General features: G+C 48.4%; 38 protein-coding genes and 1 pseudogene. 37 read left to right on the top strand and 2 right to left on the bottom strand.

Annotated features, from left to right (window positions below; all coding sequences use genetic code 11):
* Positions 1–167: 167 nt before the first annotated feature.
* From ACVC9U_RS00450 to ACVC9U_RS00375, 16 genes are all read left to right on the top strand, one after another.
* Positions 168–629, top strand: a complete 462-nt coding sequence (locus tag ACVC9U_RS00450) for a hypothetical protein (RefSeq protein WP_441390010.1) — start codon at positions 168–170, stop codon at positions 627–629.
* 13 nt (positions 630–642) lie between these two features.
* Complete coding sequence (locus ACVC9U_RS00445; RefSeq protein ID WP_441390009.1) at positions 643–1134, top strand: hypothetical protein; 492 nt, start codon at positions 643–645, stop codon at positions 1132–1134.
* 72 nt (positions 1135–1206) lie between these two features.
* Positions 1207–1395 carry a hypothetical protein gene (locus ACVC9U_RS00440; protein WP_144573618.1) on the top strand — a complete coding sequence of 63 codons (189 nt, stop codon included), beginning with the start codon at positions 1207–1209 and terminating at the stop codon, positions 1393–1395.
* Positions 1392–1742, top strand: a complete 351-nt coding sequence (locus tag ACVC9U_RS00435) for a helix-turn-helix domain-containing protein (RefSeq protein WP_144573616.1) — start codon at positions 1392–1394, stop codon at positions 1740–1742. Before ACVC9U_RS00440 ends, ACVC9U_RS00435 begins: the two co-directional genes overlap by 4 nt.
* Positions 1743–2239: 497 nt before the next feature.
* Complete coding sequence (locus tag ACVC9U_RS00430; protein ID WP_441390008.1) at positions 2240–2443, top strand: hypothetical protein; 204 nt, start codon at positions 2240–2242, stop codon at positions 2441–2443.
* Positions 2444–2621: 178 nt separating this feature from the next.
* Positions 2622–2804, top strand: coding sequence for a hypothetical protein (locus ACVC9U_RS00425; RefSeq protein ID WP_441390007.1), 183 nt, complete (start codon positions 2622–2624; stop codon positions 2802–2804).
* 116 nt (positions 2805–2920) lie between these two features.
* Positions 2921–3247: a hypothetical protein gene (locus tag ACVC9U_RS00420; protein ID WP_441390006.1), complete on the top strand. Its 327-nt coding sequence runs from the start codon at positions 2921–2923 to the stop codon at positions 3245–3247.
* Positions 3247–3663 carry a hypothetical protein gene (locus tag ACVC9U_RS00415; RefSeq protein ID WP_016885259.1) on the top strand — a complete coding sequence of 139 codons (417 nt, stop codon included), beginning with the start codon at positions 3247–3249 and terminating at the stop codon, positions 3661–3663. The genes ACVC9U_RS00420 and ACVC9U_RS00415 overlap by 1 nt, the downstream gene beginning before the upstream one ends.
* Complete coding sequence (locus ACVC9U_RS00410; protein ID WP_441390005.1) at positions 3647–4030, top strand: hypothetical protein; 384 nt, start codon at positions 3647–3649, stop codon at positions 4028–4030. Before ACVC9U_RS00415 ends, ACVC9U_RS00410 begins: the two co-directional genes overlap by 17 nt.
* 15 nt (positions 4031–4045) lie before the next feature.
* Positions 4046–4276 (top strand): hypothetical protein, encoded by a 231-nt coding sequence (locus ACVC9U_RS00405; protein WP_441390004.1) that lies wholly within the window; start codon positions 4046–4048, stop codon positions 4274–4276.
* Between the two features lie 18 nt (positions 4277–4294).
* Positions 4295–5062 (top strand): ATP-binding protein, encoded by a 768-nt coding sequence (locus tag ACVC9U_RS00400; RefSeq protein ID WP_441390003.1) that lies wholly within the window; start codon positions 4295–4297, stop codon positions 5060–5062.
* Entirely contained in the window at positions 5059–5559 is a 501-nt protein-coding gene (locus ACVC9U_RS00395) for a hypothetical protein (protein ID WP_441390002.1), read from the top strand. The genes ACVC9U_RS00400 and ACVC9U_RS00395 overlap by 4 nt, the downstream gene beginning before the upstream one ends.
* On the top strand, positions 5556–5768 hold the full coding sequence (locus tag ACVC9U_RS00390) for a hypothetical protein (protein ID WP_441390001.1): 213 nt from the start codon (positions 5556–5558) through the stop codon (positions 5766–5768). The genes ACVC9U_RS00395 and ACVC9U_RS00390 overlap by 4 nt, the downstream gene beginning before the upstream one ends.
* Positions 5761–6549: a BRO family protein gene (locus ACVC9U_RS00385; protein WP_441390000.1), complete on the top strand. Its 789-nt coding sequence runs from the start codon at positions 5761–5763 to the stop codon at positions 6547–6549. The genes ACVC9U_RS00390 and ACVC9U_RS00385 overlap by 8 nt, the downstream gene beginning before the upstream one ends.
* A gap of 18 nt (positions 6550–6567) precedes the next feature.
* Entirely contained in the window at positions 6568–7917 is a 1350-nt protein-coding gene (locus ACVC9U_RS00380; protein WP_441389999.1) for a DnaB-like helicase C-terminal domain-containing protein, read from the top strand.
* 21 nt (positions 7918–7938) lie between these two features.
* The gene (locus ACVC9U_RS00375; protein ID WP_129093890.1) at positions 7939–8952 is read left to right on the top strand and encodes a toprim domain-containing protein; all 1014 of its coding nucleotides are present in this window, start codon (positions 7939–7941) and stop codon (positions 8950–8952) included.
* A gap of 94 nt (positions 8953–9046) precedes the next feature.
* On the opposite strand, the gene ACVC9U_RS00370 is transcribed toward ACVC9U_RS00375, so the two are convergent.
* Positions 9047–9514, bottom strand: a complete 468-nt coding sequence (locus ACVC9U_RS00370; protein ID WP_441389998.1) for an ImmA/IrrE family metallo-endopeptidase — start codon at positions 9512–9514, stop codon at positions 9047–9049.
* Between the two features lie 5 nt (positions 9515–9519).
* Complete coding sequence (locus ACVC9U_RS00365) at positions 9520–9849, bottom strand: helix-turn-helix domain-containing protein (RefSeq protein ID WP_046132595.1); 330 nt, start codon at positions 9847–9849, stop codon at positions 9520–9522.
* A gap of 339 nt (positions 9850–10188) precedes the next feature.
* On the opposite strand from ACVC9U_RS00365, the gene ACVC9U_RS00360 reads away from it, so the two are divergent.
* The 21 genes and pseudogenes from ACVC9U_RS00360 (at position 10189) to thyX (ending at position 25141) form a co-directional block, all read left to right on the top strand.
* The gene (locus ACVC9U_RS00360; protein WP_046132594.1) at positions 10189–10716 is read left to right on the top strand and encodes a hypothetical protein; all 528 of its coding nucleotides are present in this window, start codon (positions 10189–10191) and stop codon (positions 10714–10716) included.
* Between the two features lie 141 nt (positions 10717–10857).
* The gene (locus ACVC9U_RS00355) at positions 10858–11010 is read left to right on the top strand and encodes a hypothetical protein (RefSeq protein ID WP_164972520.1); all 153 of its coding nucleotides are present in this window, start codon (positions 10858–10860) and stop codon (positions 11008–11010) included.
* Complete coding sequence (locus ACVC9U_RS00350; RefSeq protein WP_144573590.1) at positions 11007–11531, top strand: hypothetical protein; 525 nt, start codon at positions 11007–11009, stop codon at positions 11529–11531. The genes ACVC9U_RS00355 and ACVC9U_RS00350 overlap by 4 nt, the downstream gene beginning before the upstream one ends.
* Positions 11532–11779: 248 nt before the next feature.
* Positions 11780–12547, top strand: a complete 768-nt coding sequence (locus ACVC9U_RS00345) for a hypothetical protein (protein ID WP_145677629.1) — start codon at positions 11780–11782, stop codon at positions 12545–12547.
* 22 nt (positions 12548–12569) lie between these two features.
* The gene (locus ACVC9U_RS00340; protein ID WP_016885241.1) at positions 12570–13004 is read left to right on the top strand and encodes a PDDEXK-like family protein; all 435 of its coding nucleotides are present in this window, start codon (positions 12570–12572) and stop codon (positions 13002–13004) included.
* A 40-nt stretch (positions 13005–13044) separates the two neighbouring features.
* Complete coding sequence (locus ACVC9U_RS00335) at positions 13045–13479, top strand: hypothetical protein (RefSeq protein WP_441389997.1); 435 nt, start codon at positions 13045–13047, stop codon at positions 13477–13479.
* 54 nt (positions 13480–13533) lie between these two features.
* Positions 13534–14307 (top strand): hypothetical protein, encoded by a 774-nt coding sequence (locus ACVC9U_RS00330; RefSeq protein ID WP_441389996.1) that lies wholly within the window; start codon positions 13534–13536, stop codon positions 14305–14307.
* 205 nt (positions 14308–14512) lie between these two features.
* Complete coding sequence (locus ACVC9U_RS00325) at positions 14513–16810, top strand: DNA polymerase (protein ID WP_441389995.1); 2298 nt, start codon at positions 14513–14515, stop codon at positions 16808–16810.
* Positions 16811–17860, top strand: coding sequence for a hypothetical protein (locus tag ACVC9U_RS00320; RefSeq protein ID WP_441389994.1), 1050 nt, complete (start codon positions 16811–16813; stop codon positions 17858–17860).
* Positions 17860–18180, top strand: a complete 321-nt coding sequence (locus tag ACVC9U_RS00315) for a hypothetical protein (protein WP_048356262.1) — start codon at positions 17860–17862, stop codon at positions 18178–18180. The genes ACVC9U_RS00320 and ACVC9U_RS00315 overlap by 1 nt, the downstream gene beginning before the upstream one ends.
* Positions 18177–18695, top strand: coding sequence for a crossover junction endodeoxyribonuclease RuvC (locus tag ACVC9U_RS00310; protein ID WP_048356261.1), 519 nt, complete (start codon positions 18177–18179; stop codon positions 18693–18695). The genes ACVC9U_RS00315 and ACVC9U_RS00310 overlap by 4 nt, the downstream gene beginning before the upstream one ends.
* A 5-nt stretch (positions 18696–18700) precedes the next feature.
* The gene (locus tag ACVC9U_RS00305) at positions 18701–19066 is read left to right on the top strand and encodes a hypothetical protein (protein WP_080626776.1); all 366 of its coding nucleotides are present in this window, start codon (positions 18701–18703) and stop codon (positions 19064–19066) included.
* A 4-nt stretch (positions 19067–19070) separates the two neighbouring features.
* Positions 19071–19328 carry a hypothetical protein gene (locus ACVC9U_RS00300; RefSeq protein WP_080626777.1) on the top strand — a complete coding sequence of 86 codons (258 nt, stop codon included), beginning with the start codon at positions 19071–19073 and terminating at the stop codon, positions 19326–19328.
* Complete coding sequence (locus ACVC9U_RS00295; RefSeq protein ID WP_080626778.1) at positions 19325–19519, top strand: hypothetical protein; 195 nt, start codon at positions 19325–19327, stop codon at positions 19517–19519. Before ACVC9U_RS00300 ends, ACVC9U_RS00295 begins: the two co-directional genes overlap by 4 nt.
* Entirely contained in the window at positions 19516–19641 is a 126-nt protein-coding gene (locus ACVC9U_RS00290) for a hypothetical protein (protein WP_441389993.1), read from the top strand. Before ACVC9U_RS00295 ends, ACVC9U_RS00290 begins: the two co-directional genes overlap by 4 nt.
* 217 nt (positions 19642–19858) lie before the next feature.
* Complete coding sequence (gene nrdI, locus ACVC9U_RS00285; protein ID WP_440097383.1) at positions 19859–20221, top strand: class Ib ribonucleoside-diphosphate reductase assembly flavoprotein NrdI; 363 nt, start codon at positions 19859–19861, stop codon at positions 20219–20221.
* Positions 20222–20272: 51 nt separating this feature from the next.
* A pseudogene (gene nrdE, locus ACVC9U_RS00280) lies at positions 20273–22364 on the top strand (class 1b ribonucleoside-diphosphate reductase subunit alpha).
* 253 nt (positions 22365–22617) lie between these two features.
* Complete coding sequence (nrdF, locus tag ACVC9U_RS00275) at positions 22618–23586, top strand: class 1b ribonucleoside-diphosphate reductase subunit beta (RefSeq protein ID WP_441389990.1); 969 nt, start codon at positions 22618–22620, stop codon at positions 23584–23586.
* A 50-nt stretch (positions 23587–23636) separates the two neighbouring features.
* Positions 23637–24218 carry a dUTP diphosphatase gene (locus ACVC9U_RS00270; RefSeq protein ID WP_048350018.1) on the top strand — a complete coding sequence of 194 codons (582 nt, stop codon included), beginning with the start codon at positions 23637–23639 and terminating at the stop codon, positions 24216–24218.
* Positions 24218–24445, top strand: a complete 228-nt coding sequence (locus tag ACVC9U_RS00265) for a hypothetical protein (RefSeq protein ID WP_048350017.1) — start codon at positions 24218–24220, stop codon at positions 24443–24445. The genes ACVC9U_RS00270 and ACVC9U_RS00265 overlap by 1 nt, the downstream gene beginning before the upstream one ends.
* Positions 24446–25141: an FAD-dependent thymidylate synthase gene (gene thyX / locus ACVC9U_RS00260; RefSeq protein WP_048350016.1), complete on the top strand. Its 696-nt coding sequence runs from the start codon at positions 24446–24448 to the stop codon at positions 25139–25141.
* Positions 25142–25236: the final 95 nt, after the last annotated feature.

The raw sequence follows: 25236 nt of genomic DNA, 5'->3' as shown, positions 1-25236 counted from the left end.
CTCGTCACAAATTGTGACGACATCCAAACAACATACTCGAAGACCTCCCCGTCTCACTAACGTATGAAATCGCACGCCCATCCGCAGAGTCAACCGAACCGAAACGCCAAGCTAAACAGGCGGTCCTAAATGGCGAAGTTAAAACGCTAAAGGAGTACCGGGAACTATTGGCGGAGAAGGAGGCGGCAGAGGCAGCGCTTAAGCAAGCGGAATCTCAACGGGAGCAAGCGGTGCGGGAAGCGGATATATTGCGTAACAAACTCGAACGAGTCGAAGAAGCCGAACCGGAAATTCAGACGGAATACGTCGAAGTTAAAACGCCTGATCCGGAACTGCTCGCTGAAAATGAACGATATAAAGAATTGTTCGGTGACATTTCGATGTATGAAGGGCGGACAACTCGCGTGACTAACGGAGACGCGATCACGTATACCGTATATGAGTTTTCCGAAGATGTGCGTAAGTTTGTGGAAAAGTACGGTCATTTGACGCATTTCTCTCGGGAGTTTAGCGAAATGATTGACGAAGGCAAAGAAGAATATAGGAAAGCGATTCATGCGATGCAGACGCTTATGAGATCGATTCAAGGTGCTATGGACGAAAAAGAACCGATCATTATAAACGGATAAAGGAGCGATTTAAATGTTGACAATCAAAAACGTAAAAGATGGCGGAGTAGCTTATATTTTCGGAGCTGAATACGCAGGAGTTGCGAAGGCAATGTTCCCTCAATTCGCTGAGAAGTTGTTGGGCGGCGAAGAAAATGCGGCATTACCGGAGCCTAAGAAACAACGCACGCTGGCCGATGTCAAGAACGCCGTAGATAAACCGCAATCTGATACTCGTCTATGCCGTTCGTCAAAATTGACAGGGAAGGCCCTTCATCGAGAGATTTCACAAGTAATGTTTCGCGCAGAGACTTTATTCGGTCTTAGTAGAAGAAAGGTATGGGGCGAGCTGTACGAAAAGCTTCGTCAAGAAACAGGCGTAGATCCTAAAAACGTCAAAAGAAGCACAACGAAAGGGATACAGGGAGGTCCTTCAAAATTAAGCACATATTTAAAAGACGGTTACGGTCAGCGCTTAGTAGAAATCGCTTATGAAATCTACGACAGATATGAGGCGAGATCATGACAAACGAAAAACGACCGATCGATTTCCACGATCACAGGTTCATCTGTGGAACTAATTCAGGAGGTGACTATTATGTACGAAGGTAGAAACGAATCTGAAGACGAGATTTTGTTCGCACATCTTTCTGGATTTTTATCTGAAGCACACAATATGGGTGGCGATCAGGAAACCGGGAAGAAGAATGCGGTTAAACTAATTGAACTTCTCGAATCAAAAGGGTACGTCATCGCGAAGGTGTTCGATAAGGGGGCTATGTCTTGAACGAAGAAAGAGGCGTTTTGGATTTACGCGAGCACAAATTCGCACAGGTAGCGAGCAGCGTATTAGCTGACGTCAAGATTCTCGACAAGAGTGCGCAAAAGCTCGTTTATACGATGTTGTCGATGCACGCGGACAATCACAGCAAGCAGTCGTTTCCTTCGATCAAGACGTTGGCAGCCGAATGTTTCTGTTCGGAGAATACGGTCCGGGAGGCTTTACGGAAGCTGAAGGAAGTCGGCTTGATCGATATTCGCGAAAGAAGGAGTAAAGAGAGCGGTCAATTATCGAACCTGTACGTGCTGCTTCCAATACCGAAAGCATTCGAAAATGAAGCCGGGGGTTCATGAGGTGAACCCGTCCCTTACTCAAACGATAGACGAACTATACTCATTTAAATAATAGCGCTCATATACATTCGCGCGGATATTCTTTATTAAAAGATGTACCGCGATTAATAACATCTGCAAGAGTGAGCGTAAGCGAACGATTGCTAGGTCTTATTAATAAACGGAAGGGATTGAGAAAGTATGAACGATAAGACGATTCTCAAGGGTATGATCGAAATTTATCAAAACGAATTTATGTGCGGATACGACGGACCTGATAAGGATGAGCTGCGTATTATCTTCTTAGAGCTAATCGTACACGCTACGCAATATATTAACGACTTTAGGTACTGTAGTGACCCGAAATGCCCGTGCAGTCCGGAGTTTGGTATCGGAAAGCTAATGCGGAATCACGGGCAGAAAATAAACTCGGTGCTGTTCGGTGGTGCGTTCGGACTGAGCGAAGTTCCGATGCGACCTATTCGCGACTTTCTCAATCAATTTAATCAACGAAGGAGATGACGAAAATCATGCCGATTGAAATCCCGATTTCCCCCGACTACAAACTCACGTCAGACGAACGCAATATCATCGTAAATGAACGCTATTTCACCGATCCAACGAAAGCGCTGAACTGGACGAAGCGGTTCGCCGACAATCCCGATCTTAGATCCGTCACCAATCGCACGTTGGCGGGAGATCGCGTACTTCTCATCGGCTGACCGCGCAATCATGTTCGTCATGGATCGGCGGATTAAATTATCGGACGCCACGACGCTGGAAGAACTCGCACGAATTATACGGGAATTTCGCGGTGAATTAGCGGCGCTACTGACGGTCGAGGGTAATCGTAAGGGTTGACGTTATGAGGTGAAAATACACGGAATGGGGGCGTTAAAATTGACGGACGAAATCGCAGACCTACGCTGTACTGTAGCCGAATTGATTGCGGAGAACGAGCGGCTGAAGAAGGCGCTGAAATTAATCGAATCGAAGTCGGAGATTCCCGAAGAACCAGTCGATTTAATACCGATTACTGAGCTATACGAAATAAACTTACACGCAAAGGAGGCGCTAAGATGACACGGCGTGATGACATTATCGAAGATATTCGGCTTTTACAGCACGAAATTTACGAATTGGAAGAAGAGATTCGCGAATTAGAAGAAGAACTCGAAGCGTTAGAGGAGGACGAATAGATGAGCGAAATTAAAAAGCCGGTAATTACGAAGGATCAGTCGGATTCGATAGAGGCGTTTTTAGAGGTGGGGACAAAAGAAGAACTGCTTACTGCTAAAGTGCACTGTTGTCATTTTGGAGATGAATATTCCGGAATTAATACTATTGACATCATGACGCTCGCGGCCGCATTAATCAACGGATATGAAGTCGAAAAGACGCCGGAGGAGAAGGTGCGGGAGTTTTACGAATCTCACGGAGGTTCACCTAGCGCAGAGGAACGGAAAGCGGCCATTCGCGAAACATTATACAAACTAGGAATCAAAATCGAAGGAGTGAATGCGTAATGACAAAAGACGATATCGAAGCGATCCGTCAGCGTGTAGAAGCGGCAACGGGGGGATATTGGGGCGCAGATGATCATGAATGGCCGGGAAACGAAAATCTTCGGTATTGGGTAAACACACATTGGGACGGCGTTGCGGCGGCAGTAACGAAAGAAGACGCAGAGTTCATCGCGCACGCCCGGCAAGATATTCCGGCTTTGCTCGACCACATTGCGGAGCTTACGTCAGAGATAGCGAGAATGTGTCCGATTGCCGACCGACCCGTTATTGAATCGTTGTTAGCGGAAAAGGATCACATGGCGAAGGAAATTTCGGACTTGCGTCGTAAAATCGACCTCTACGAATCCTATGCGCAAGAATACGATTATTATGCGATTCTTAACGAAATGGGTGACGAAAATGCCGACGACAGATAAACCGTTATCCAAGTGGAATGTGCGCGACTTCCAGGCGTATTTAAAAGCGGAGCATGAGCGGCTGTACGGCGTCCCTTACGTTCCGATGCCTACTCGCGAACCATGGAAGGCAGAAGCGGGGATGCTCGGGCGCTGGGTCGGAACGAAGCGGAAGCCGGGCGAATACGGACCGGAAGTGACGAAGCGCTTCATCGATCTGTGCTTTGCGGAATACAGGCCGACGGCAGAATGGCCGGGCGTCAGCTTCGGATTTATGCAGAAGTGGATGGGACGGAATTTACAGCGGGCAGTGGCGGAAATCAGGGCCGAAGAAGCGGCGCAACAAAGGCGGGAACAGCAGGCGGAAATCGGCGACGACTTTTATTAAACGGAGGGATTGCGAATGAGCATCGGACTTGAAATAAAACGACTTTTAGACGAAGGTTATACGGTGAAATCTGCGGCGGCTGGAAGAGTCGGAGAAATAACCAATGTATCAGACAGCGGACATCAGATTTATTTTCGTCCACGAAATAAGAAATGGATCGGTATTACGACATTTAATATCGGAGATAAAGTTCGTATCGAAAAACGTGACGATCATTATGTGATAGTAAACGTAATCGAGAACTAACGAAAGGAGTGAACGCCATTGACTAACGAAAGAAACTGCGTCCTGGCTAACGGATGCAAAGCGGCCGGCACGTCCGCCTGTAACCGCCAATGCCCGCACTTCATCGCACTACACGGCGCATCGGGCAACGGCGGCCGGTCTGCGGCGGCAGGATTACCGCGAGAATATCGTTTGACAACGCTCGCCAATTCGCCAGCCAGAGCGGGGCAGCCTGCGGTATATCAATCGGTTGAAAACTACGTCAAGACGTTCGAGCGCCAGTTCGAGCAAACGGAAGGCTATATCGAACCGGCTGACCGGATCAAGTCGTTGTATCTCTACAGCGCGAACTCCGGCACCGGAAAGACGACGACAGCGGCGGCAATCCTTAACGAATGGCTGCGCATCCATTACAGCGGGTCTTTGCGGAGAGGTTTAACGCCGTCACTGCGTCCGGCCTATTTCCTCGATGTGAACGAATGGCAGACGGAATTCAACCTCGCAACCATGACGAACGATGAGGACGGCCTGACGGAGTTCAAACGAAAGATGACGCTTGCGATGGCGGCTCCATTTGCGGTACTGGATGACGTTGGAGTACGAGATTGTACGCCTGCATTTCGCGGCTATCTTCACGCAATAGTTAACGCAAGAGTGACGAATCAGTTACCGACTGTCTACACGAGCAACATTGCGATCGAACGGCTGCCGGACGTTTTCGGAGAGCAACGTCTGACGGACCGTATTCGTGACCTATGCCGCGTAATTGAATTCGAGGGCGAATCGAAAAGGGGGCTGCGGAGATGAAAACGGAGATCACTTTCGGAGACCTGGTCGCAGTAGACGGATATCCTGACCGCATATTCTTCGTGGATGCGCGTCGAGACGTTAAGGAAGCGGATGATACCGGCGTTTCTAATTACGTTGAATTCGATCTGGCAGACGCAATTCACGGCGAATGGATTCTCGCTGATTCGAACGACATCCGCCTAGTCTGCCGCAGTCAGTTTGTTGACGAATATCTTGACGGAGTTGATTACGAAAACTATCCGGAGCCGGAGGGAACGGCGTTTCACTTTGCGGAATTTCTTCCGGAATTGCCGAGTGCCGATACCATGGCTAAGCTTAGCGAAGAACTAGAAAAGGCGGGGAGTGAAATGGCGAAAGACAAGACGAAGAAAATCGATGAGCTACTCGACGAGTTAAACGATTACAAGCGTCTGGAAGCGATGTATGGTGACGAAGAATACAAGGCGAAGCAGGACGAGGTAAAGGCGAAATTAAAGCGGGAGGTTGAGCGATGATGCACCGCCTACTCTATCCGTTAAAGTGGACGTTTGCTGCGCTTGGCTGGGCGTTTTATTACATCGGTGTCGCTGCGGATTCCGTTTCGGATATGCTCGGCAAGGTCGCCGACTATTTCCGTATTCGTATCGAAATCGCGGAGCAACTGAAGAGGGGCTCTAGAGTCATTTATATCGAGAAGAAAAAGAGGAGGAATCATTATGAATGAATTGAAAAAAGTGTTCAATTACCAAGATCAACAGGTCCGAACAGTCGTTAAGGATGGCGAACCTTGGTTTGTTGCAAAAGATGTTTGTGATGTTTTAGGAATTACGGACGCTCGAAAATCAGTGAATTTGCTAGATGAAGATGAGCGGAATAGTGTTCCGGTCACCGATTCATTAGGACGAAATCAAGAAACATTCATCATCAACGAGCCGGGCCTTTATTCTCTGATTTTAAGAAGCCGCAAACCAGAGGCCAAACAGTTCAAACGCTGGATCACTCACGAAGTCATCCCAACAATCAGGAAAACAGGCGGCTATGTAGCAAATGACGATTTATTCATACAAACGTATCTGCCGTTTGCAGACGAACAAACAAAACTTTTATTTAGCGCAACTTTAGAGACTGTACGCAAACAAAACGAAGTAATCTCCGAAATGAAACCGAAAGCGGAGGAACATGATCGTTTTATCGCCGCGACAAACGTTCAAACGTTGGAGCAGGCAGCCAAATCGATCGGCATTGGACGAAATAAATTAACGTCATTCTTACGAACAATCGGCGTATTTGTGCGGAAAGAAGGTTCACCGGTTCCTTATCAGCGCTACATCAACGAAGGATATTTTAAAGTCAAACAGTCGCCGTCTAGATATTACGGAGTTAACTTTGTGCAGACGTACGTTACTGCGAAGGGCGTCTCCTTCATCGATAGGAAGCTGGAAGAGTACGGAGGAGCACGAGCGGTCAACGCATTGAGGATGAAGGAAATCGAACATATAGCGTAAGAAGAGGAGGGATCGCGGATGAACTACGGTGTTTTAATGCTATCGAAGGTAATCGAACAGAACGATCCGAATGCGCTGTTGCGCTTTAATATTACCGCCGAGGATCTGCCGACGGAAGGCGAACGCAAGGCACTTCGATACATCACGGAATATGCGGAGAAACACGGAGGGCAGGCGCCGACGGCCGAAATGGTTGCGAATGAGGTGCCGGACTTCCAGCCGGATTTTAATATCGAGGCCAATTACGATTACCTTGCGGAAAAATTGAAGAATTACGCGTCCTTACGGGACTTTTCCGAAATTGTTAACGGTAGAGGAGACGGCGGAGAATCCGAATTTATGAAGCGGTGGGAGAGCGCGCAAGATAATCCGGAAGAATTTTTTTCTTGGTTGACGGAGCAAGCCGAAAGATTTAAAATTAGAACAAACGTTCGTAGTTCGGTTGGCACCGACATCAAAAAAGATATCGACAAATTCAAAGCCGAATATGAAAACCGAAAGGCTGGTGAGTCTTTCCGGATCTGGCGCAGCAAATTCGACTTCATAAACCGGGCGATGGGCGGCTATGTTTCGTCGAACGTATACGTTATTTATGGGAAGTCCGGCCGGGGAAAATCGGCCATAGCGTTGGAGGAAGCGATTAATTGCGCGATGCAGGGGGCGAACGTTCTGATTTGGTCGATGGAGATGGGATGGTATGAGGTTCTCGTCAGGCTTTACGTTTCCATTTCGGCAAGCATTGGCGTGACAAAAGCGAATCTTGATGGCGTCGATATTGAGGCCGGATTTAATTCGCGGGATGTTCGCCAGGGAAAGCTATCCGACGAATTCGAATCCGGCTTTATGGAGTTCCTCGATAAGATGAACGAATTGATTCCGGGCAACATCATTGTCCGCGCGGTAGACGACGAGGACTTCGACTCCCGGAAACTCCGCGATCTGAAGGCGGATATCCTTGAAACGAAAGCTGACGTCGTGCTAATCGATCCGTTTTACTATTTAGATTACGAAAAGAACACGTCAAAGACTGCGGGTGGAGACGCGGCCGAAACATCGAAGAAACTCCGTCGTCTAGCCGGTCAAACAAAAACGACTGTCTTTGCGTTGACGCAAGCAGAAGAAGGTGAAGGGAAAGACGCTGATTCCGAATTAAAGTTGCCGCAGCGTAAGGACGTCAAGAAAACGAAGGCGTTGCTCGAAGATGCTGCGTTATTGATTGCGGTGGATACGAACGCAGAGGAAGGGCGAGGCCTGATCGGTCTGAACAAAGGCCGTGATGGCGGCGAAGGGAAGAGCGCTGAGATCATTTATCTGCCGCAGTTCGGCGTCATTAAGCAGCTAGGGGGAGCGGATCAGTTCGATTTCTAAGACGAAAGGAGTGGGACTAAAGTGCCGACATTGACGTTAAACGGCCGTCCGGTCGACGTCGACATACGATATGAGCTCGAACAGTTCGAATGGACGCGGCCGACCTGGACGGACGAGCGACTCCTGTCCGCAAGCCCTTTCCGATATGACCGGTCGCCGAGCTTTTACGTTTATCTCGAAGACACGGCGACCGCGAAGGCCGGCTATTGGGGTGATAGCGGCTATTATGACGCAGAGTATGCACGGGGTGGCTTCGTTAAATTACTTGCGTTTTTACGCGAAGAAACCGAAGAGGAGACGGTCGAATACCTAATCGATTCGTACGCGCCGGAATCAGACGACGGTAAATTAACGCTGAGGCTGCCGAAGCTGAAGATCGCAAAGAATCGCGAACCGTTGAGCGAATCGATTCTCGACGACGTGACTGCGGGGCCTAACGATTATTTAAACAAGCGCGGAATCATGCCGGCTGTCCAGCGGCTAATGGGCGTCGGTATGGCTGGCGGTGCGGTTGCGTTGCCTTGGCGGTTGCCGAACGGGCGGCTTGCTAACGTAAAGTACCGGTCAACGCGGGGCAAGGCGTTCTGGTACGTCAAAGGCGGCTGGCCAATACGGGACCTTGTTTACGGAATGAATGTCGTGTATGACCGGCGGCTGAAGCGTGTTGTCTTATGCGAGGCGGAGATCGATGCGCAATCGTGGATGACGGCGGGAGTGCCGGCGATCGGAACCGGTGGGTCTTCGTTCAACCAACGGAAGGCGGACATTATCGTTCAGTCTCCGATCGAACACGTAACCATCGTGACGGATAACGATAAGGCCGGCGAGAAGTTGCGGGCGGAGGTCGAGCGTTATTTATACGGGAAAGTCGGACTGGCACACGGATATATTACGGAAGGAAAGGATGCGAATGAACTATTGATTGCGAAAGGGAGAACGGAGTTGATGGCGGTGTATGAGCGTGCGGAGGACGTCAAGAGCTGGCGTCTTAAGTTACCTAAACAGCCAAGTCTTGCGTTGACGGGCGACACTTAATCCCGTCAACGACCGACTACTGGTTATTCTTCGACGATCCATTCGTACAGGTCGTCCATACCTCCTTAAAAAGAATGTATGTTCGATTTTTAGGTTAAAAAGAATTGTCAATCCACTCTATTACACCAAGTGGTTCAAAACAAATGGTGTATCCACCGTAGTTAACAGTAGCACCGTATTTTTCTTTATAGCGCTTAATGGCGTCATCTAAAAATTCTTCTGTAATCTCAAGGTACTGAGCAAGCTCATACCTATTTTTTATAGCTTCTTTGTGGGCTTGAACAATTTTGGACAAAGGTACTAGCTTTTCGTAAGCCCACGTTCTCGCAATTTTTTCTTGTATTCGCTTTTCAATTGTATCTTGATCAACTATATCCCCACTCGATGTATAATAATGACCAAGTTCTTCGGCAAGTATACAAGTTTTTTCATAAGAGGTTTCCATGTTTTTATTAATCAAAATAACATTTTTTGAGTACAATCCCTTGAGTCTATGAGGCATTTGTTTTTCATAGGTGTCTATACCAAGGTGAGTAGCCTCCGAAAGTAATGTTTCGTACATCTCAACTACTCCTGTTGTTTTCTTTTTAAGCGGACAAACTCTTTGAAACGTTCGATCTCCCTTAACTCTTCTTCTGTCCAATCTTCACCATCGTGATGAGCGGCTATAGTATCTATGTCGTATTGGCCTTGTATTTTCGGATCATCGGTACGGCCAAGTAGGTAGTCAACAGATACATTGAAGTAGTCGGCTACTTTTTTGAGTTTGTCACTCGAAGGGTTATTCTGCTTCCATGAATAAATAGAGTTTTTTCCGAATCCTACATTTTCTTCTAGTCTTGAGAGGCTTATGCCTCGATCTTTACAAAGTTTTTTAACTCTTTCAAACGTAATCATATCAACCATCCTTAATGGCTCATGAAAACAAACTAAAGAAATCTTTAAAAAACAAGTTGACATTTAAAGAAATCTTTAATAAACTGTGTTCATAAGCTATTTATTCAGCTTCTTAGACACTACAAATTAAAGCCTTAAGCTACGTCTCCCAACGTTTCAGGCTGTTTTTGTAGGGTTTATTTAGATATGTCTATACTCTACAATATTCTTTAATTTATGTCAACAAAAAGCTAAATAATTAGCAAAAAAAATAAAGATAAGAAAAAATTCCGGAAACGATGTCCCAAAAGTAAATGCCAACTACGTGTTATATAGTGTAGGGCAAAGGAGGAAAAACATTTGAAAGAAAAACAATTGAATAGGATTAAAATTGCTTTGGAGAGCGGTGCCGTTCCATATGTCATAAGGGAGTCAGAAAGAATCGCTCATCTAATTCCAGATTTCACTTCTTTTGAGCAAGAATGCTATTGGCGAATCGGAAAAGCTTTGTTGGCATTCAGAGACAACGGGAGAGAGAAGAAAGCTCTCATTCAAAAAATAATCAGAAGTGTAAGAGCTGACTTTTTAACCGGGAAAAAGAGAAGAATCAGATACGACACCTCATTCGAAGGTGAGGATGGAACTGTATGGGAACCTGAAGACATTTCGGCGAACGTCGTAGGCGAGGTTTTATTAAAAGAAAAGATCGCCCTGTTGGCGCAGGACGACCCACGAAAAAAAACGATATTGGCAATTTGGAACCGAGGATGCACAAACGATTCGGAAATTTCATCGCTTTTGGCGAAGCGATTTGGAGGAAATCCCGAGTCTCACCGTAAGTTCATCCAACGGTTCAGGGCACACTGCCAATCCCAATTAACAGCGTAATTTTCTATACGTAACTAGCCCGGAAGGCATTCGTTACATCCTCATCATATACAATCTGTTGTCAAAAGACAAGCGAACAGTATGCGAACACACCTTTCGGTCTAGTGCGTTTTACCTAAACAATATGGAGGCGAACGTACTATGAATATCCCCAAATTTATCGATTTTAATACGTATCCAGCGCTAGATCAGCGCAAACTTACCGAAATTTTATATCAAGGCGCATGGCCGGTCGACGAAGATCCGGCGGACTACTACCGTCCACTTTCGATCCAGGTGGTGCGCGTCGGATGAAAGTAACGCTATCCCACCACGCAAAGAAACGAATTACCAAGCGCTTTAAGATCGGCAACCAAACGCCGGAAGCATGGGCGTCGCAGATGTTATCTAATGCGATTTACTGCGGCATCGGTCCGGACAACAACGGAAAAGATGCTCGGATGTATTCCCATCGTGGAGCAACGTTCATGCTTGCGGTAGATGCAGACGTTGTTAAGACCGTGATCCCACCGAATAAAAGCTACATCAATCGAATTCGGCGTAAAGTGACGAATTTCATTGCGGAAGAAATTACGAAAATGTCGCAACAAATTACGGAAGAGGTGGCTAGGATCGATAAGTTTCGCGATGAACTCGAAGAAGAGATCGCACATTTAGAAGACCGTTTGTCGCGCGCCCGGTCATTATCGACTAAATTGGCGTTGCAATCTCGAATTAATGCGGTTCGTATGCGTATTGACGAATTGCCGGCGGAATCGCACGAATTAAGACGCGAACTGACGCGTACAGCGAGAGGAGTTGCCGCCTATGTCTAACGCATGGTTGTTCGAAATATTTGCGGTGATTGCCGCGCTTGTACTTGGCCGACTTATTTACGAAGTTAATCGCGAAGAAGGCGAATGAGGGCGGCGGACATTGCGGCCCGGCGCTCGGAGAATGTCGGGGCGGCCGTTAAGTAACAGAGTCGCGTCGCTACTGCTTAGCGCTGGCGGCGTTTCGGACGCAGATACCGGCATTTTGCGAGGGCGAAAAGCCTCAAAATTAAAACGTAGGGGGAAATCGAATGGGCCAATTTCAAAAAGGCGTGGCGGCGCTCAATGCTTTAAACTCAACGAACGAAGGCGGAAGTGGAAACGGGATGGAATTTACGAGCTTTAAGTCGGGATCTTCCTTCAAGGTTCGCGTACTCGGTACCGAAGACCTTATTCGTTTCTACAGCTACGGTATCTACAAGAAAGTAAACTCGTTTGTTGCGCAGAATCCTAGCAAAATGAACGATAAAGGCTTTCCGGTTGCGGACTACACACCGTGGGATCTCGCTTGGAAGTATTATCAGGATTTAAAGAAGGAGGCTGCGGATAAGGGCGACTCAAAAGCGGAAGAGAAGTACAAGGAAGAAGCCGCCAAGTATCGTGTCAAAGAACGTTATGCACTCGGATTCATCGACTTAGAAACAGGCAATCCAATCATCATCGACCTTTCGAAAAAGCAAGCGCAGGCCGTTTACGCAGTTATCACGAAGTTCGAAAAGAAACTCGGAAAGGTTGCGTTTGAGCTTTCGAAAACGGGTTCCGGAACATCAACGACGGTCAGCTTAACGCCGTTTATCGATATGGAAGAGGATCTAACGGATAAGGAACGCGAGAACTTCAATAAATACGACGGAAAAGAATTCGATATGTCTTTGTTCGACGGCCTCCTTTTCGAAGCCGACGAGAAGACGCAGATTGAGAACCTAGTCGCAGCAGGATTCGATATTAGTCTGATCGGCTTATCACTGGGCGCCGGATCCAATAACGAAAAAGATGACGAAGAAACTTTACCGTTTTAATAAAACGAAGGGGGACGATTGAATGGCGCATCTAACCGAAGTTGTCGGAAAATACTCGGAGGTTGTCGCAGAGTTGGCGCTGTTAGCGAATGGGTACGCAGTATCGCGCCCCCAACTCGCGCAGCCTTACGATTTCAAGGCGGAAGACCCGCTGAATGGTCGCGAATACAAGGTTCAGGTCAAAACGTTTCGACGTAGGCCTGACCGCAAAAATGAACTCGTTCTATACGCAACGAACGGAAAAGGCGAGCCCTACGATCGGTCCGACGTTGATTATTTTATCGGCGTATTGGGTGATCCGGGCGAAATGCCTCGCGTTTGGATGTTTGAAAACGAAGGAAATCAGCGCGAATATTGGGCGAAATCAACTAATCGTGCGAGCAAGCGGTGGGTAGAACTGCCGCTGTCCCTTAATCGGGAACTTTACGAAGTTAAAAACGAAGCGGAGGCGGTTTGACCTTACCGGGTCGGACGGTCAATAAAAGGAGGACGATTCGATGTCGAAACTTACTGGCGTTAAGACTCTCGATATGGTGAACGGTGAAATTACGAAGGTTGCGTATAACGGTGCGGAGTATGAGCGTGTGGAAGGCGAGGGGAAGCTAGGTGATATTGGATTAAGAATTTCAGAACCAATGACATTCGTATCGCTCGGTCATTTCTATCCGGTTATCTACGATAGTGGATTAAGGTATATCGATGATGACGGAGATCTAATGGGCGTACAACCGGGAACCTTTTCATTCTTCCGCAAAGTCTCCGCATCTCAACCGTCATTAGAAGATCGCGTCAGCACAAACGAAAAGGATATCGAATCCCTAAAATCCGACGTTGCTGCGCTAAAAGGCGAAGCCAAGACGGAATACGTACGGATTGCCAAGAGCGAAGCGAAGGCGGGCGATTTCGTTAAGTTTGATCGAAGCTCACGATAACGAATATCTAACCGCAGATAAGTATGTACGAAATCTGATCAGCGTAGATTGGACATGGAGATCCGCGTATCATTGACTGACGAAGTCGATGACGATTTTGATACCTCAGCGAACGATGTTTTCGAAGTCTACCGCAAAGTAAGCACCGCAAGCGCTGAGGCCGAGCCGAAGCCTGAACGCCTGAAAGTCGGTGATTATGCGAAGGTTGTCGGGAACGAAAGCGGTCATTACGCGGAAATCGATGAAATCGTACTAATAAAAAGAGACGACAAAGATTTTGCGCCCTTCCATTGCGAAAAATTGAACGGAGATGAAGCCGGAATTTTTTACGAAGATGAACTCGTCCACGCAACTGACGAAGAAGTTGCCGAAGCAAAAGACGCGGCAGCTCGCGCAAAGTTTAAGAAAGGCGCTAAAGTTCGGCTGAAATCAGGCGGCGGCAAACTTCCTCTTTGCGGGTATGAGAACGGAAAAGTATATGAAGTCGAAAACCCCGAATACCCACACATACGTGGCAAGAGCATTAGTATTACCGGGGGTGAGTGCTTTCGCGGATACGCAACGCCTGATCAACTCGAACCCCTAACGGAAGAGGAGGCCGCAGAGATCGAAAAATGGGCTGCAATCGGACGCGAGGTGGGCGAGTATAAGGCCGGTGATATGGTTCAGTATTTATATGATGGGGAAATTTGCGAAGTTGTAGATGTCGCCGAGGATGGTAGCGTAAAAGTCGCTACTCAGAAGCATGGAAATTGCACAGAAAATCAGTCAAGCATCGAACTAATAGCGCCAGTCGAAGCGCGGTTCGATCGAAAGGACGTCGAATAAGTGGACGCAAAACCTGCCGCCATCTGCGCCGCATGTAGCCGGGTATTAAACGAAGGGCGATCCGCAACATACGATTCGCTCTTCGACCGGTACTTTTGCGACAACGCTTGCTGGTCGGATTGGTATGCGGATAACGAGGCGGAATACAGACGGAAATATGTAAGCCGCGAAGATTTATAACGTCATAAGCGGAAGGAGGATGCGAATGGAACTCGGCAATCTACGGTTAAATCTCAGCGCTTTGACGCCGAAAAGTGACGAAGTTAAAAACGAAAAAGTTGCCGAAACAGCCAAGCGGAAGCATAAGGCGAAAACGGCCGAACCAATCGAGGAAAGCTGGCGCCGGATTTTCGCAAGCAAGCTATCGGAGACTGACCGCCAACGCTTAAACGAAGTCAAAGCGGCAATGGACGCGGGCAAGCTCGCCAGGAATCCGTCTGACTGCGTGAACAAGGCCGGAAACCCGAAGGCGTTCAGCAAAGCGGAGGCGATGCGATTATGGAAGACGCTGCAAGAATCACAGCGCGAAGAAACCTTACGGAAGATGGTCGAGAATACGCCGGAGAACTACGAATTAATTACGACAGAAGCCCGGTTCCAGGTACTAATTGAGGCGCTAAGTAACGAAAGAATTATCGCAGTTGATACCGAAACGACCGGCGTAGACGTTTACACCGATGTTATCGTCGGGCTGTCGCTCACTCTCCCAAACGCCGACTGGCACGTTTATATCCCGGTCGATCACGTCGATTGCCGGCAACTGAGTCGCGAATACGTGCTCGAAGGGTTGGCGCCGGTATTTAACGATGAGTCGATCGGAAAGGTCCTGCACAACGCGATATTCGATATTGCGATGGTTCGCCGACATGGATTCGAGCTGAAAGGCGTCGTTTGGGATACGATGACTGCGATGCACATGCTAAATGAAAACGAAGGTGATCGCACATTGGGTGGTGCCGGTTCATTTAAATTAAAAGACTTGGCGCCAAAATATCTAAAAACGCCGGCAGATACGTTCGACGCTTTGTTTGGTCGGGACGCGCAATTCAAAGAAGTGCCATTAGACATCGCGCTAGTTTACGCAGCTAAAGATACGGAATTAACGTGGAAGCTGTACAAATTTCAACGTCAACACACGGAAAAAATGCCTACGATTTTGGAGTATTACCAAACCGTTGAAATTCCATTGCTGTACGTAATTGTCGACTTAGAAGCTAACGGATATATCCTCGACTTGGATTTCGCAAAGGAATACGGAGAAAAACTGCATAAGCGTGCGGAAGAGTTGCGGTCGGAATTAGTTACGGAGCTGACTCCGTTCCGTGAAGGCGGCGGTCCGTTAAATCTAAACTCAACCCAACAGATGCGCCCTGCACTTTCGAAGGCGATCGGCAAAGAGCTTCCGAACATGGACGCAAAGAAAACATTAAAGCCGCTAAAAGGCGACCACGAAGTCATTGCAAAGTTGTTGGAGTACAAGAAAATTACGAAGCTCTCCGGTACCTACATTGAAACTCTGCCATTGAAGCAAAATCCGACAACTAAGCGTTGGCATTCGCGCTTTAATCCGATGGGAACCGTAACGGGAAGATTCAGCTCCGGCAAGGATGATGAGGATAAAACAGATCAAGGCTTTAACGTACAGAATCAGCCTCAAGAAGCCCGACCGATGTTTAGCCCTCCTCCCGGAAAAGTGTTGCTGGGTGCCGACTTTAAAGCGCAGGAGATTCGGTGTGTGGCTTATTTATCCGGAGAGCCGGTACTGATAAACGCGTTTTTAGAGGAGCGCGATCCTTACGCTATGATGGCATCAAACTTCTATAAGCGTCCGTACGAGGAAGTCTATAAAAACGCCGATGGCTCAGACACTAAGGAGCGTAAGCAAATGAAGGTCGTGTGGTTAGCGACACTTTATGGGATGAGTGACTATTCTCTTGCGGATATGCTAGGCGTTAATAAAAAAGAGGCGACAAAGTTTAAGGGTGAGCTATTCGGAAGTATGCCGGATTTATCGGCGTGGCTTAAAGAGAACGAAGAATTTGTGCGTAAGAACGGATATGTATGGGCGGACTTAAAAGCGCGTAAACGCCGGCTGCCTGATGCGAAATTACCGCGCAAAAACATTCCGTACGGAAAATGGAATGATCCAAAATATGAAGACGCCAGGAAACATAACTCGCGGATCAATCGTGCTTTGAGGCAGGCGACAAATGCCCGCGTTCAAGGATCGTCGTCTATACAAACGAAGGTCACGATGATTAAGGCTCATGAATATTGCGCTAACAAACCGGGCTGGGCGCTGTGGTCAACGGTACATGACGAATTGATATTCGAAGTTCCGGAGGATTTTACGTGGGAGGAAGCGCAAGACATTCGCGATATCATGCTTAATTCATATCGTTGGGGAGACGTTGTACCTAACGGAACAGATATCGAAGTGATGCGAAGATGGGGCGAAGGAGTTCCCGTGGAAGAGTGGTTTAAAACGAAGGGAGACGATTAATTGACGAATATAAACGGAAGATCAGCCGCAAATTCACTGCGGGCACACATAAAAGAACCGACCACATACGCGCAGCAGATTGCGGACGAATTGGTCGAATATCTGAACGAATGGCACTCGCTGCCGGAGACGTGGGATAACGCCCTGGACGCGCAGATTCATAAATGGTACGCCAATGCTCCGAAAGTATTTCCGAAGAAGCCGTATTTCTCGCCGTCATCTGCTAACGCTTGCCCGCGCGAGCTATACCATAAAGCGATCGGATCTCCGAGGGACGAAACGAAAAAGCCTCCGTATCAAGGACGGTGGACTCGAATTGGTACAGCGATCGGTGACGTGATCCAGCGCGACATTCTCTTCATGGAGAAACATTTCGAGAAGAAGACTGGCCGCCCCTGTCCGTTCAGCTTCGAAAAGAACGAAGACGGAACGCCGATGTTCGAGGATTTCGCGAAAAGGAATCATCCGGTCACACATCGTGGATACTCGTTCAACCTTTACGGAACGTGCGATGGCATCATGCGCTATGTAACGGAAGACGGCGAAGTACTGCGCGTCGGTCTCGAAATTAAATCGAAGCAAACAACGGCAGCCAAAACGTCCCTTCATTCGATGCGACAGCCGGAAGAAAAGCACGTCAAGCAATGCGTCGCCTACGGTCCGATGTACGGCGTCGACCTGTACGTTATTCTCTACGTGAACGCGGCCAAGAAGTCGTGGGTGTATCCGGAAGGAGAGTTCGAAAAGTCTCCGGATATGCGGGCGTTCGGCATCGAAATTACGGAAGAAGACGTCGAGCAGCTATTTGATAGATTCGTAGAGATCCGCAAATCTGTCGAGGAGGGAACGCCTTTACCGTTAGATCTGAACGGCTGGACGTTTAACGGATACAAAACGGCGATTGCGAAGTCGTTGACTGACGAAGAACTGGCGGAGCTTCGCGCAAAGGTGTCGCAGGTACGGAGATCGAACGTATACGAATCTACGAAACGGCAGTACGTTGAGGCGCTCGAATTTATCGAAAGAGTACGCAAAGGGGAGGCGGTTTGATGGCGGGAAAGATTAAAGTTTACTACTGTAGCGCGTGTGATGCTGAAGTTAAAAATCCGTACTTTCTGCGACATCATTGCGGAAATGACCTCAAATTAATGGAACGTGAGAAAAAACGTGAGACAGGTCGTTTTGAAGTGGTCGATTGGTTTTCTACGAGATCAAGCGCTGGTCTAGTTATCGAAGATAAATCGCAAGATATTAGGTGCGAGATTTTCATGAGCGATCTGTTTAAGTACCTAGAAGGCGTAAATCTTGGCGAAATCACCTTAGAGGAGACGAAAAAAGGGTCCGCCTATTCATGGAAGGTCGTAGAATGACTAGCGCCAAGCCTATCCGGGTCCTCGGCCTTGACCTTTCGTTAACATCGCCGGGATTCGCAATCATCGAAGCAAAGGGCGGAAAAGCTCGCCTCATAAAATCCGCCCACTTTAAAACGTCCGCATCAACCGATCAGCCATTGCGCTACGAAGAGATCGAAGCGTTTACGCTACTGTTTGTTCGCGACAACCAACCGTTCGATGTGATCGTTCGGGAGATTTGGCCGCCGAGCCGCAACTATGCGCAGAACAATAAGATTCACGGAACCTGGTCGTCAGTTGAGCGGGCGCTACACCGATACGGATACGATATCGACGTCCATGTGACGCCGGCTAACGTTAAGAAAACAGTCACCGGAAACGGAAACGCAAAGAAGCCGCAAGTTGCCGAGAGCGTTCGGGAATGGCTCGGTTTGTCGGCCGACCACAAATTCGCAACAGACGATCATAGCGATGCCTGTGCGGTGGCGCTTACGTATCTGATTCGCGAGAAGATTATTAAACCGAAGGAGTGAGTCGAATGGATAAAGCGATGGAGTATATCGATAAGCTGGCGGCAAAGCTCGGAGTCGCAGCCGAGCATGTATACGGAGTTCTCGTTAAGCAGGCGGTTGCTAACGGTGTGACTGCTGTAATTATCGGAGCCGTTTTTCTAATGATCGCAGTGGTCGCGGGAGTCATAATTACGAAGATGACTATAAAGATGTATGGGGAGCGGCATTGTAATTGGGATTACGAATGGTTTTTCGTGGTGCTTGCTGTCGGTTTTTTAGTGGTTCCTCCGGGAGGATTCGGTATTTATGCGATCACCGAAGGAATCAAAGCGTTAATCAATCCGGAATACTACGCGATCAAGGAAATCCTCGACACGATCGGAGGGAAGTGATCGAATGTTTAAGCAGCGACTTATCGAAGCCCTAACGATCGTTGCGCTAATCGGTCTGAGTGTCGCGGGAGGATGTATCGGATATTTTGTCACTAATTTTCTACTCGCGATTCCGGTTATTGGTGTGATTGTTTGGGTCGTTATAAGTATCATAGCAGTCTTCATGGTGGCGGTAGTTATCTGTGGCAGCGCTGTCCGGCTACAAAACGCCTATCTCGAACACAAACACGTTCAAAAGGACGTAGAGGAGGAGACGAAATGAAAAACGGTTATTTCATTATTGCGGGTAAAGAGGAAGGCTTTTCGTATAAAGATGCGGAGATACTCCGTGTGGAGTCTGATACGGATGCAGAAGCGACGGTCAATTCGCTCAGGGGGTCCGGTTACAAGATCTTTTATATTACGAAAACGATCGGACACATTGACGATATTGTCGGAGTTGTTAACCGATGACCTACGAATGCTGCGGCGTCCCGGTCGCACAGTTGCGACAGTCCTTACGGTGGCTTGACGAACAACTTACAGATGTTGATTACGCAATCAGCCGGCACGATACGGAAGCTGAGTCGAATTGAAAAACGAGCGTGACCGGATTCTGGCGCAAAAAGACGTAGATAGAGGCGGAACTAAAACGGAAGGAGTCGATCGAATGACATACGTTGCGATAGCGTGCCTACTCTACTTTGCGTGGATCGCTCTAACAGTCGAAGTTAAAACCACGAGGGATAAGCTCGCAAAGGCAGTCGTCATGGTTATGTTCGCAATTCCTATCGGAGTGCTGGTGGCGTCGTTATGCTAATCGCCTACTACTCGCTGGCCGGAAACGTCCGCCGATTCGTAGCCAAGACCGGCCTGCCTGCGGTCGAAATCAAGGCGGATATGCTCTTAACGGAACCGTTCGTGTTGGTAACGGGAACTTACGGATTCGGCCAGGTCGCCGGCACCGTTTGGGATTTTCTCGCGGACAATGGCGATTTATTGGCGGGCGTGGCTGCGTCAGGCAATCGCAACTGGGGCGGCAACTTCGCAAAGGCGGCGGATCTGATTGCGGAAGAATACGGAGTGCCGATCGTTCACAAGTTTGAGTTGGCGGGCACGGCGGAGGATGTCGCTAAAGTTCGCGAGTTTGTGAGCGAATATTTACGGAAAGGGTGAGCGCTATTGACGAATAAACAAGCGAAGTATATCGAACTTAATAACGAAATTATGATACGGAAGAACGGCGGCTTTCAATTCGAAAAGGATGCCGAAGCCGTCCGCAGTTATTTCATAGATTACGTGAATCAGAATACGGTCTTTTTCCACGATCTGCGCGAAAAGCTCGACTATCTGATCGAGAACGACTATTACGAACGCGAAGTCTTCGAGCCGTATACGTTCGACGAAATCAAAGCGGTCTACAAGGCGGCATACGCGAAGAAGTTCCGTTTTCCTTCGTTCATGAGTGCGTTCAAGTTTTACAACGATTATGCGCTCAAGACGAACGATAAGAAGAAGATCCTCGAACGCTATGAAGACCGGATCGCTGTCTGTGCGCTATTCTTTGCGAAAGGAGACGCAGCCAAGGCGATCGAGTTTGCGGAAATGATGATCCGTCAAGAATACCAACCGGCCACGCCGACGTTCTTGAATGCCGGCCGCAAACGCCGCGGCGAACTTAGTATCGTGTTTCCTTCTTGAAGTGGGCGACTCGCTGAACGATATTCAACATGGCGAACTCGGAACAGCGATCGCCAACTATCGAAGATGGGCGGAGGCGTCACAGTTTGAATCTTATCGAAGACTACGCGCGAAAGGTGAATCGATCAAAGGGATACGAGAACGTAACGAAGCGGCGTCGTTGCCGAGTCATGAGAACTCCTCGATAATGCCATTGCCGCATATGCAGATCAAGCAAGGCGACGCAGTTCTGGGGCAGGAGCTGCGTATTTGAACGTATTCCATCGCGGATATCAACGATTTCCTCGACACCAAGAAGATCAGCGGCAGATGAAGACGTCCGGGTCAAGACGTTGTCGATCGGCGTTGTCATTCCGGATAAATTCATCGAACTGGCTCGCGAGGATCGGGACAGCATACGTTTTCTATCCGCATACGGTCTATAAGGAATACGGCGACGCATCTTGACGAAATGGATATCGGAGAAATGTACGACGAAGCTCGTCGAAAATCCGAACGGTACGAAAAGACAAGCGTTAATCCGCGTCAGCTGCTCGAAAAGCTTGCCGATTCTGCGGTCCGAGTCGGGCTATCCGTATCATCATGTTTCGGAGATAACGTAAACGCGAGCTCATGCGCTGAATCACATTTCGAAGGTTAAAGTTTTCGAATCTCTGTAGCAGAGGTGCTGTCAGGCGTCCAAAGTTTCGGAGTACACCGACTACGGCGAAGAGGACGCGATCGGCCTCGACATTTCGTGCAATCTCGGCTCGCTGAACATTGCGAACGTGATGGCGAATAAGTCGATCGAGCAAACGGTTAAGCTCGCTGTTGATGCGCTGACGGTCGTATCGGAATCAACGAATATCAAGAACGCGCCTGCAGTCGCTAAGGCTAACCGTCAGATGCGTTCGATCGGACTTGGCGCGATGAATCTGCACGGATATCTTGCGCAGAATGGGATCGCTTATGAATCGGAAGAGGCGCGGGACTTCGCTAACGTATTCTTTGCGCTCGTCAATTATTGGTCGCTTGTGCGTTCGATGGAGCTCGCAAAAGAAACCGGCAGCACGTTCGAGGGATTCGAAGGATCAACGTATGCGGACGGCAGCTACTTCGATAAGTACGTCGCGGGAGATTTTCGTCCTAAAACGGAGAAGGTCGCGAAGCTGTTTGAAGGCGTTGAAATTCCGGAACGCATCGATTGGGTTCGGCTGGAGGATAACGTACGGAAACACGGACTCTATCATTCGTATAGACTAGCGATCGCACCGACAGGGATCGATTTCGTACGTGCAGTCGGCGACAGCGTCGGTCATGCCGATTATGGAGCGAATCGAAGAGCGTACGTACGGCAATTCGAAGACGTATTATCCGATGCCGGGGCTATCGCGCGCAGAATTGGTTCTTCTACAAGGAAGCGTACGACATGGATATGTTTAAAGTCGTCGATATGATCGCAACGATTCAGCAGCACGTCGATCAAGGCATCTCATTTACGCTGTTCTTAAAAGATACGATGACGACGCGCGATCTAAACCGAATTGACCTATACGCACATCACAAAGGGATCAAGACGCTTTACTATGCAAGAACGAAGGATACAGGGCAGGAAGGCTGCTTGTCGTGCGTGGTTTAAGTGGAGAGGAGGTGTGTTAATGAAATGTCGCAAATCATATGCCTGTTTCTTAAACGGAAAGTTTTACGGTGCCGGAGATCTTGAATATATGCACGAACTGTTTCGCGATTACGTTGTCTACTGCTGAGATGTACGGGAAGAGATGACTGTGCTATTTAGGGTTACCATCACAAGAGAAAGCGAGAAGAATCTAATGATCAACGAATCGATTACAAATAATTACAAGGCGCTAGAGAGATTGGAGGACGAATAATTGACGCAATATACAGCGGCCAACTGGTCGCAACACGACGACGGATTCACGCAAATGTTTTACGAACAGAACGTTAAGCAGTTTTGGCTGCCGGAAGAGATTTCGCTGAATGGCGACCTTCTAACGTGGAAATACCTCGGAGCCAACGAACAGGATACGTATATGAAAGTTCTCGCGGGGCTGACGCTGCTCGACACGGAGCAAGGAAACGAAGGTATGCCGCTAATTGCCGCCCAGGTATCCGGCCACCAACGTAAAGCCGTGCTGAATTTTATGGCGATGATGGAAAACGCAGTCCATGCGAAATCCTATTCGAACATCTTCATGACGCTCGCACCGACGGAGAAAATAACGGAACTGTTCGAATGGGTGAAGACGAATCGCTACTTGCAGCGGAAAGCCGCAATCATTGGCGGGCTGTACAACGCGATTGAGGCAGGCGATGACATTTCGTTATACAAGGCGATGGTCGCCTCAGTCTATCTCGAAAGTTTCCTTTTCTACAGCGGCTTTTATTATCCGTTATATTTTGCCGGTCAGGGAAAATTGACGAGCTCAGGCGAGATTATCTCGTTAATTATCCGTGACGAAGCGATCCACGGCGTCTATGTCGGCTTACTCGCACAGGAAATTTACAATAGACAAGAGACGGACGTACAACTCGAACTACGCGACTTCGCCGTCGAATTGCTTGCGGAACTCTACGAAAACGAGATCGCCTACACCGAGGATATTTACGATCAGGTCGGACTGACTCACGACGTTAAAAAGTTCGTTCGATACAACGGAAACAAGGCGTTGATGAACATCGGCTTTGATCCGTACTTTGCTGATGAAACACCGAACCCGATTGTAATGAACGGGTTAAGTACAAAAACAAAGTCCCACGACTTCTTCAGTCAAAAGGGAAATTCTTACAAAAAAGCTACGGTCGAAGCGCTCCAGGATGACGATTTCTATTTCGAGTAAGCGTCCATTTACGAAAGTATATGCGCAGTTATTAACGAGGGGGTTTTCGTATGAACGTAAATATTAAACGCCTGTCACCCGATGCACAAATTCCGCAATATGCTCACGCCTCAGACGCCTGCTTCGACCTGGTTGCGGCAGAAGACGTCATCATCGAGCCGGGAGAAACCGCGCTAGTCAAAACGGGGCTAGCGTTCGAGATTCCGGAAGGCTACGAAATGCAGATCCGGCCACGCTCCGGCATTACGCTGAAGACGAAGCTTCGCGTTCAGCTCGGTACAGTTGACGCGGGCTATCGGGGCGAGGTCGGAGTGATTGTCGATAATATTGCGCAATGGATTTACGATACTAACGAGGCCGGCACACTCATAAATGTTTGCCGAGGGTATGCGGAAAGTGTGAGCGGAACATTGGTCGACATACCTTACGAAATTGTCGGTGCGGGAACGTACATCATCCGCAAAGGAGATCGCATCGCCCAGGCCGTAATTAAACCGGTCGAGCAGGCGGCATTTACGGAAGTGGCCGAGTTGGGCGATAGCGATCGGGGTGCGGGCGGATTCGGGAGTAGCGGGGTCGGTAGTCCACATCCGGAATATTTCGGAGAACCGATGGGGAAGGAGCTGATATAATGCCACAAACATACGCATGTTTCATTAACGGAAAGTTTTACGGCGCGGGCGATCTCGAATATATGAACGAACTGTTTCGCGATTATGTTGTCACTTCCGAAATGTACGGAGAAGACGATTGCACTTTTCGGATCACAACAAAAGAGAAAGCGAGAGAAATAGTTACGAAATCTATTAACGACCAATACCGAAGAGTTTTCGAAAGTCTAGCGAAGGAGGGCGAATAGATGAACGACAAAATTGATGTACTCGACCGCGGATACGTCCGTTTAATAAACGTAATGGGTTCCGACCTATCAGTCGTTAACTCAGCCCGCGTATCCTACGACAAGGAATCTACCGATCTATCCGAAAAGGACATCCGGCTCATTAAATTCCTTGCGCGGGAAGGCCATACGTCACCGTTTCGACATGCAACGGTTCAATTCGAAATCTATGCTCCGCTGATGGTTGCGCGCCAGCACTGGAAATATATCGTCGGGTCCGATCATACAATGGACGCGTGGAACGAATCGAGTCGGCGCTATGTTACCGAAGAGCCTGAGTTTTATATTCCGCAAGTGGACGAATGGCGATCTGCCCCGGAAAATTCGAAGCAAGGAAGCGGCGAAACACTGCCGGAAAGCCAAGGCAAAATAGCCAAGCAAGATCTACTCGATTTCGTTGCGTTCGGTGAGCGTTTATATGAACGGGCAATGAAATCGGGGGTTTGCGCCGAACAAGCGCGTCTATTCCTTCCGGCTTACGGAATGTACGTACGCTACTACTGGACGGCATCGCTTCAATCGGTCGCGCATTTCCTAAACCAACGCCTAGCACACGATAGCCAAGTCGAAATTCAAGAGTACGCGAAAGCCGTCTGCGAATTAGTCAAACCGAAATTCCCCGTCAGCATTGGCGAATTGGTCAAAACGGAGGTGTAAGCATCGGAATCCTAACGAATTTCACGCTAACAGCGCAGCTATTCTCCGGCCACTGTCCGGCAGATCAGCCGCCAGAACCGCCAAGGATAACGCCA

The sequence above is a fragment of the Bacillus sp. GM2 genome (assembly GCF_056155945.1).
The sequence above is the reverse complement of the archived record's forward strand: the minus strand, read 5'-3'. Positions and strand labels throughout refer to the sequence as shown.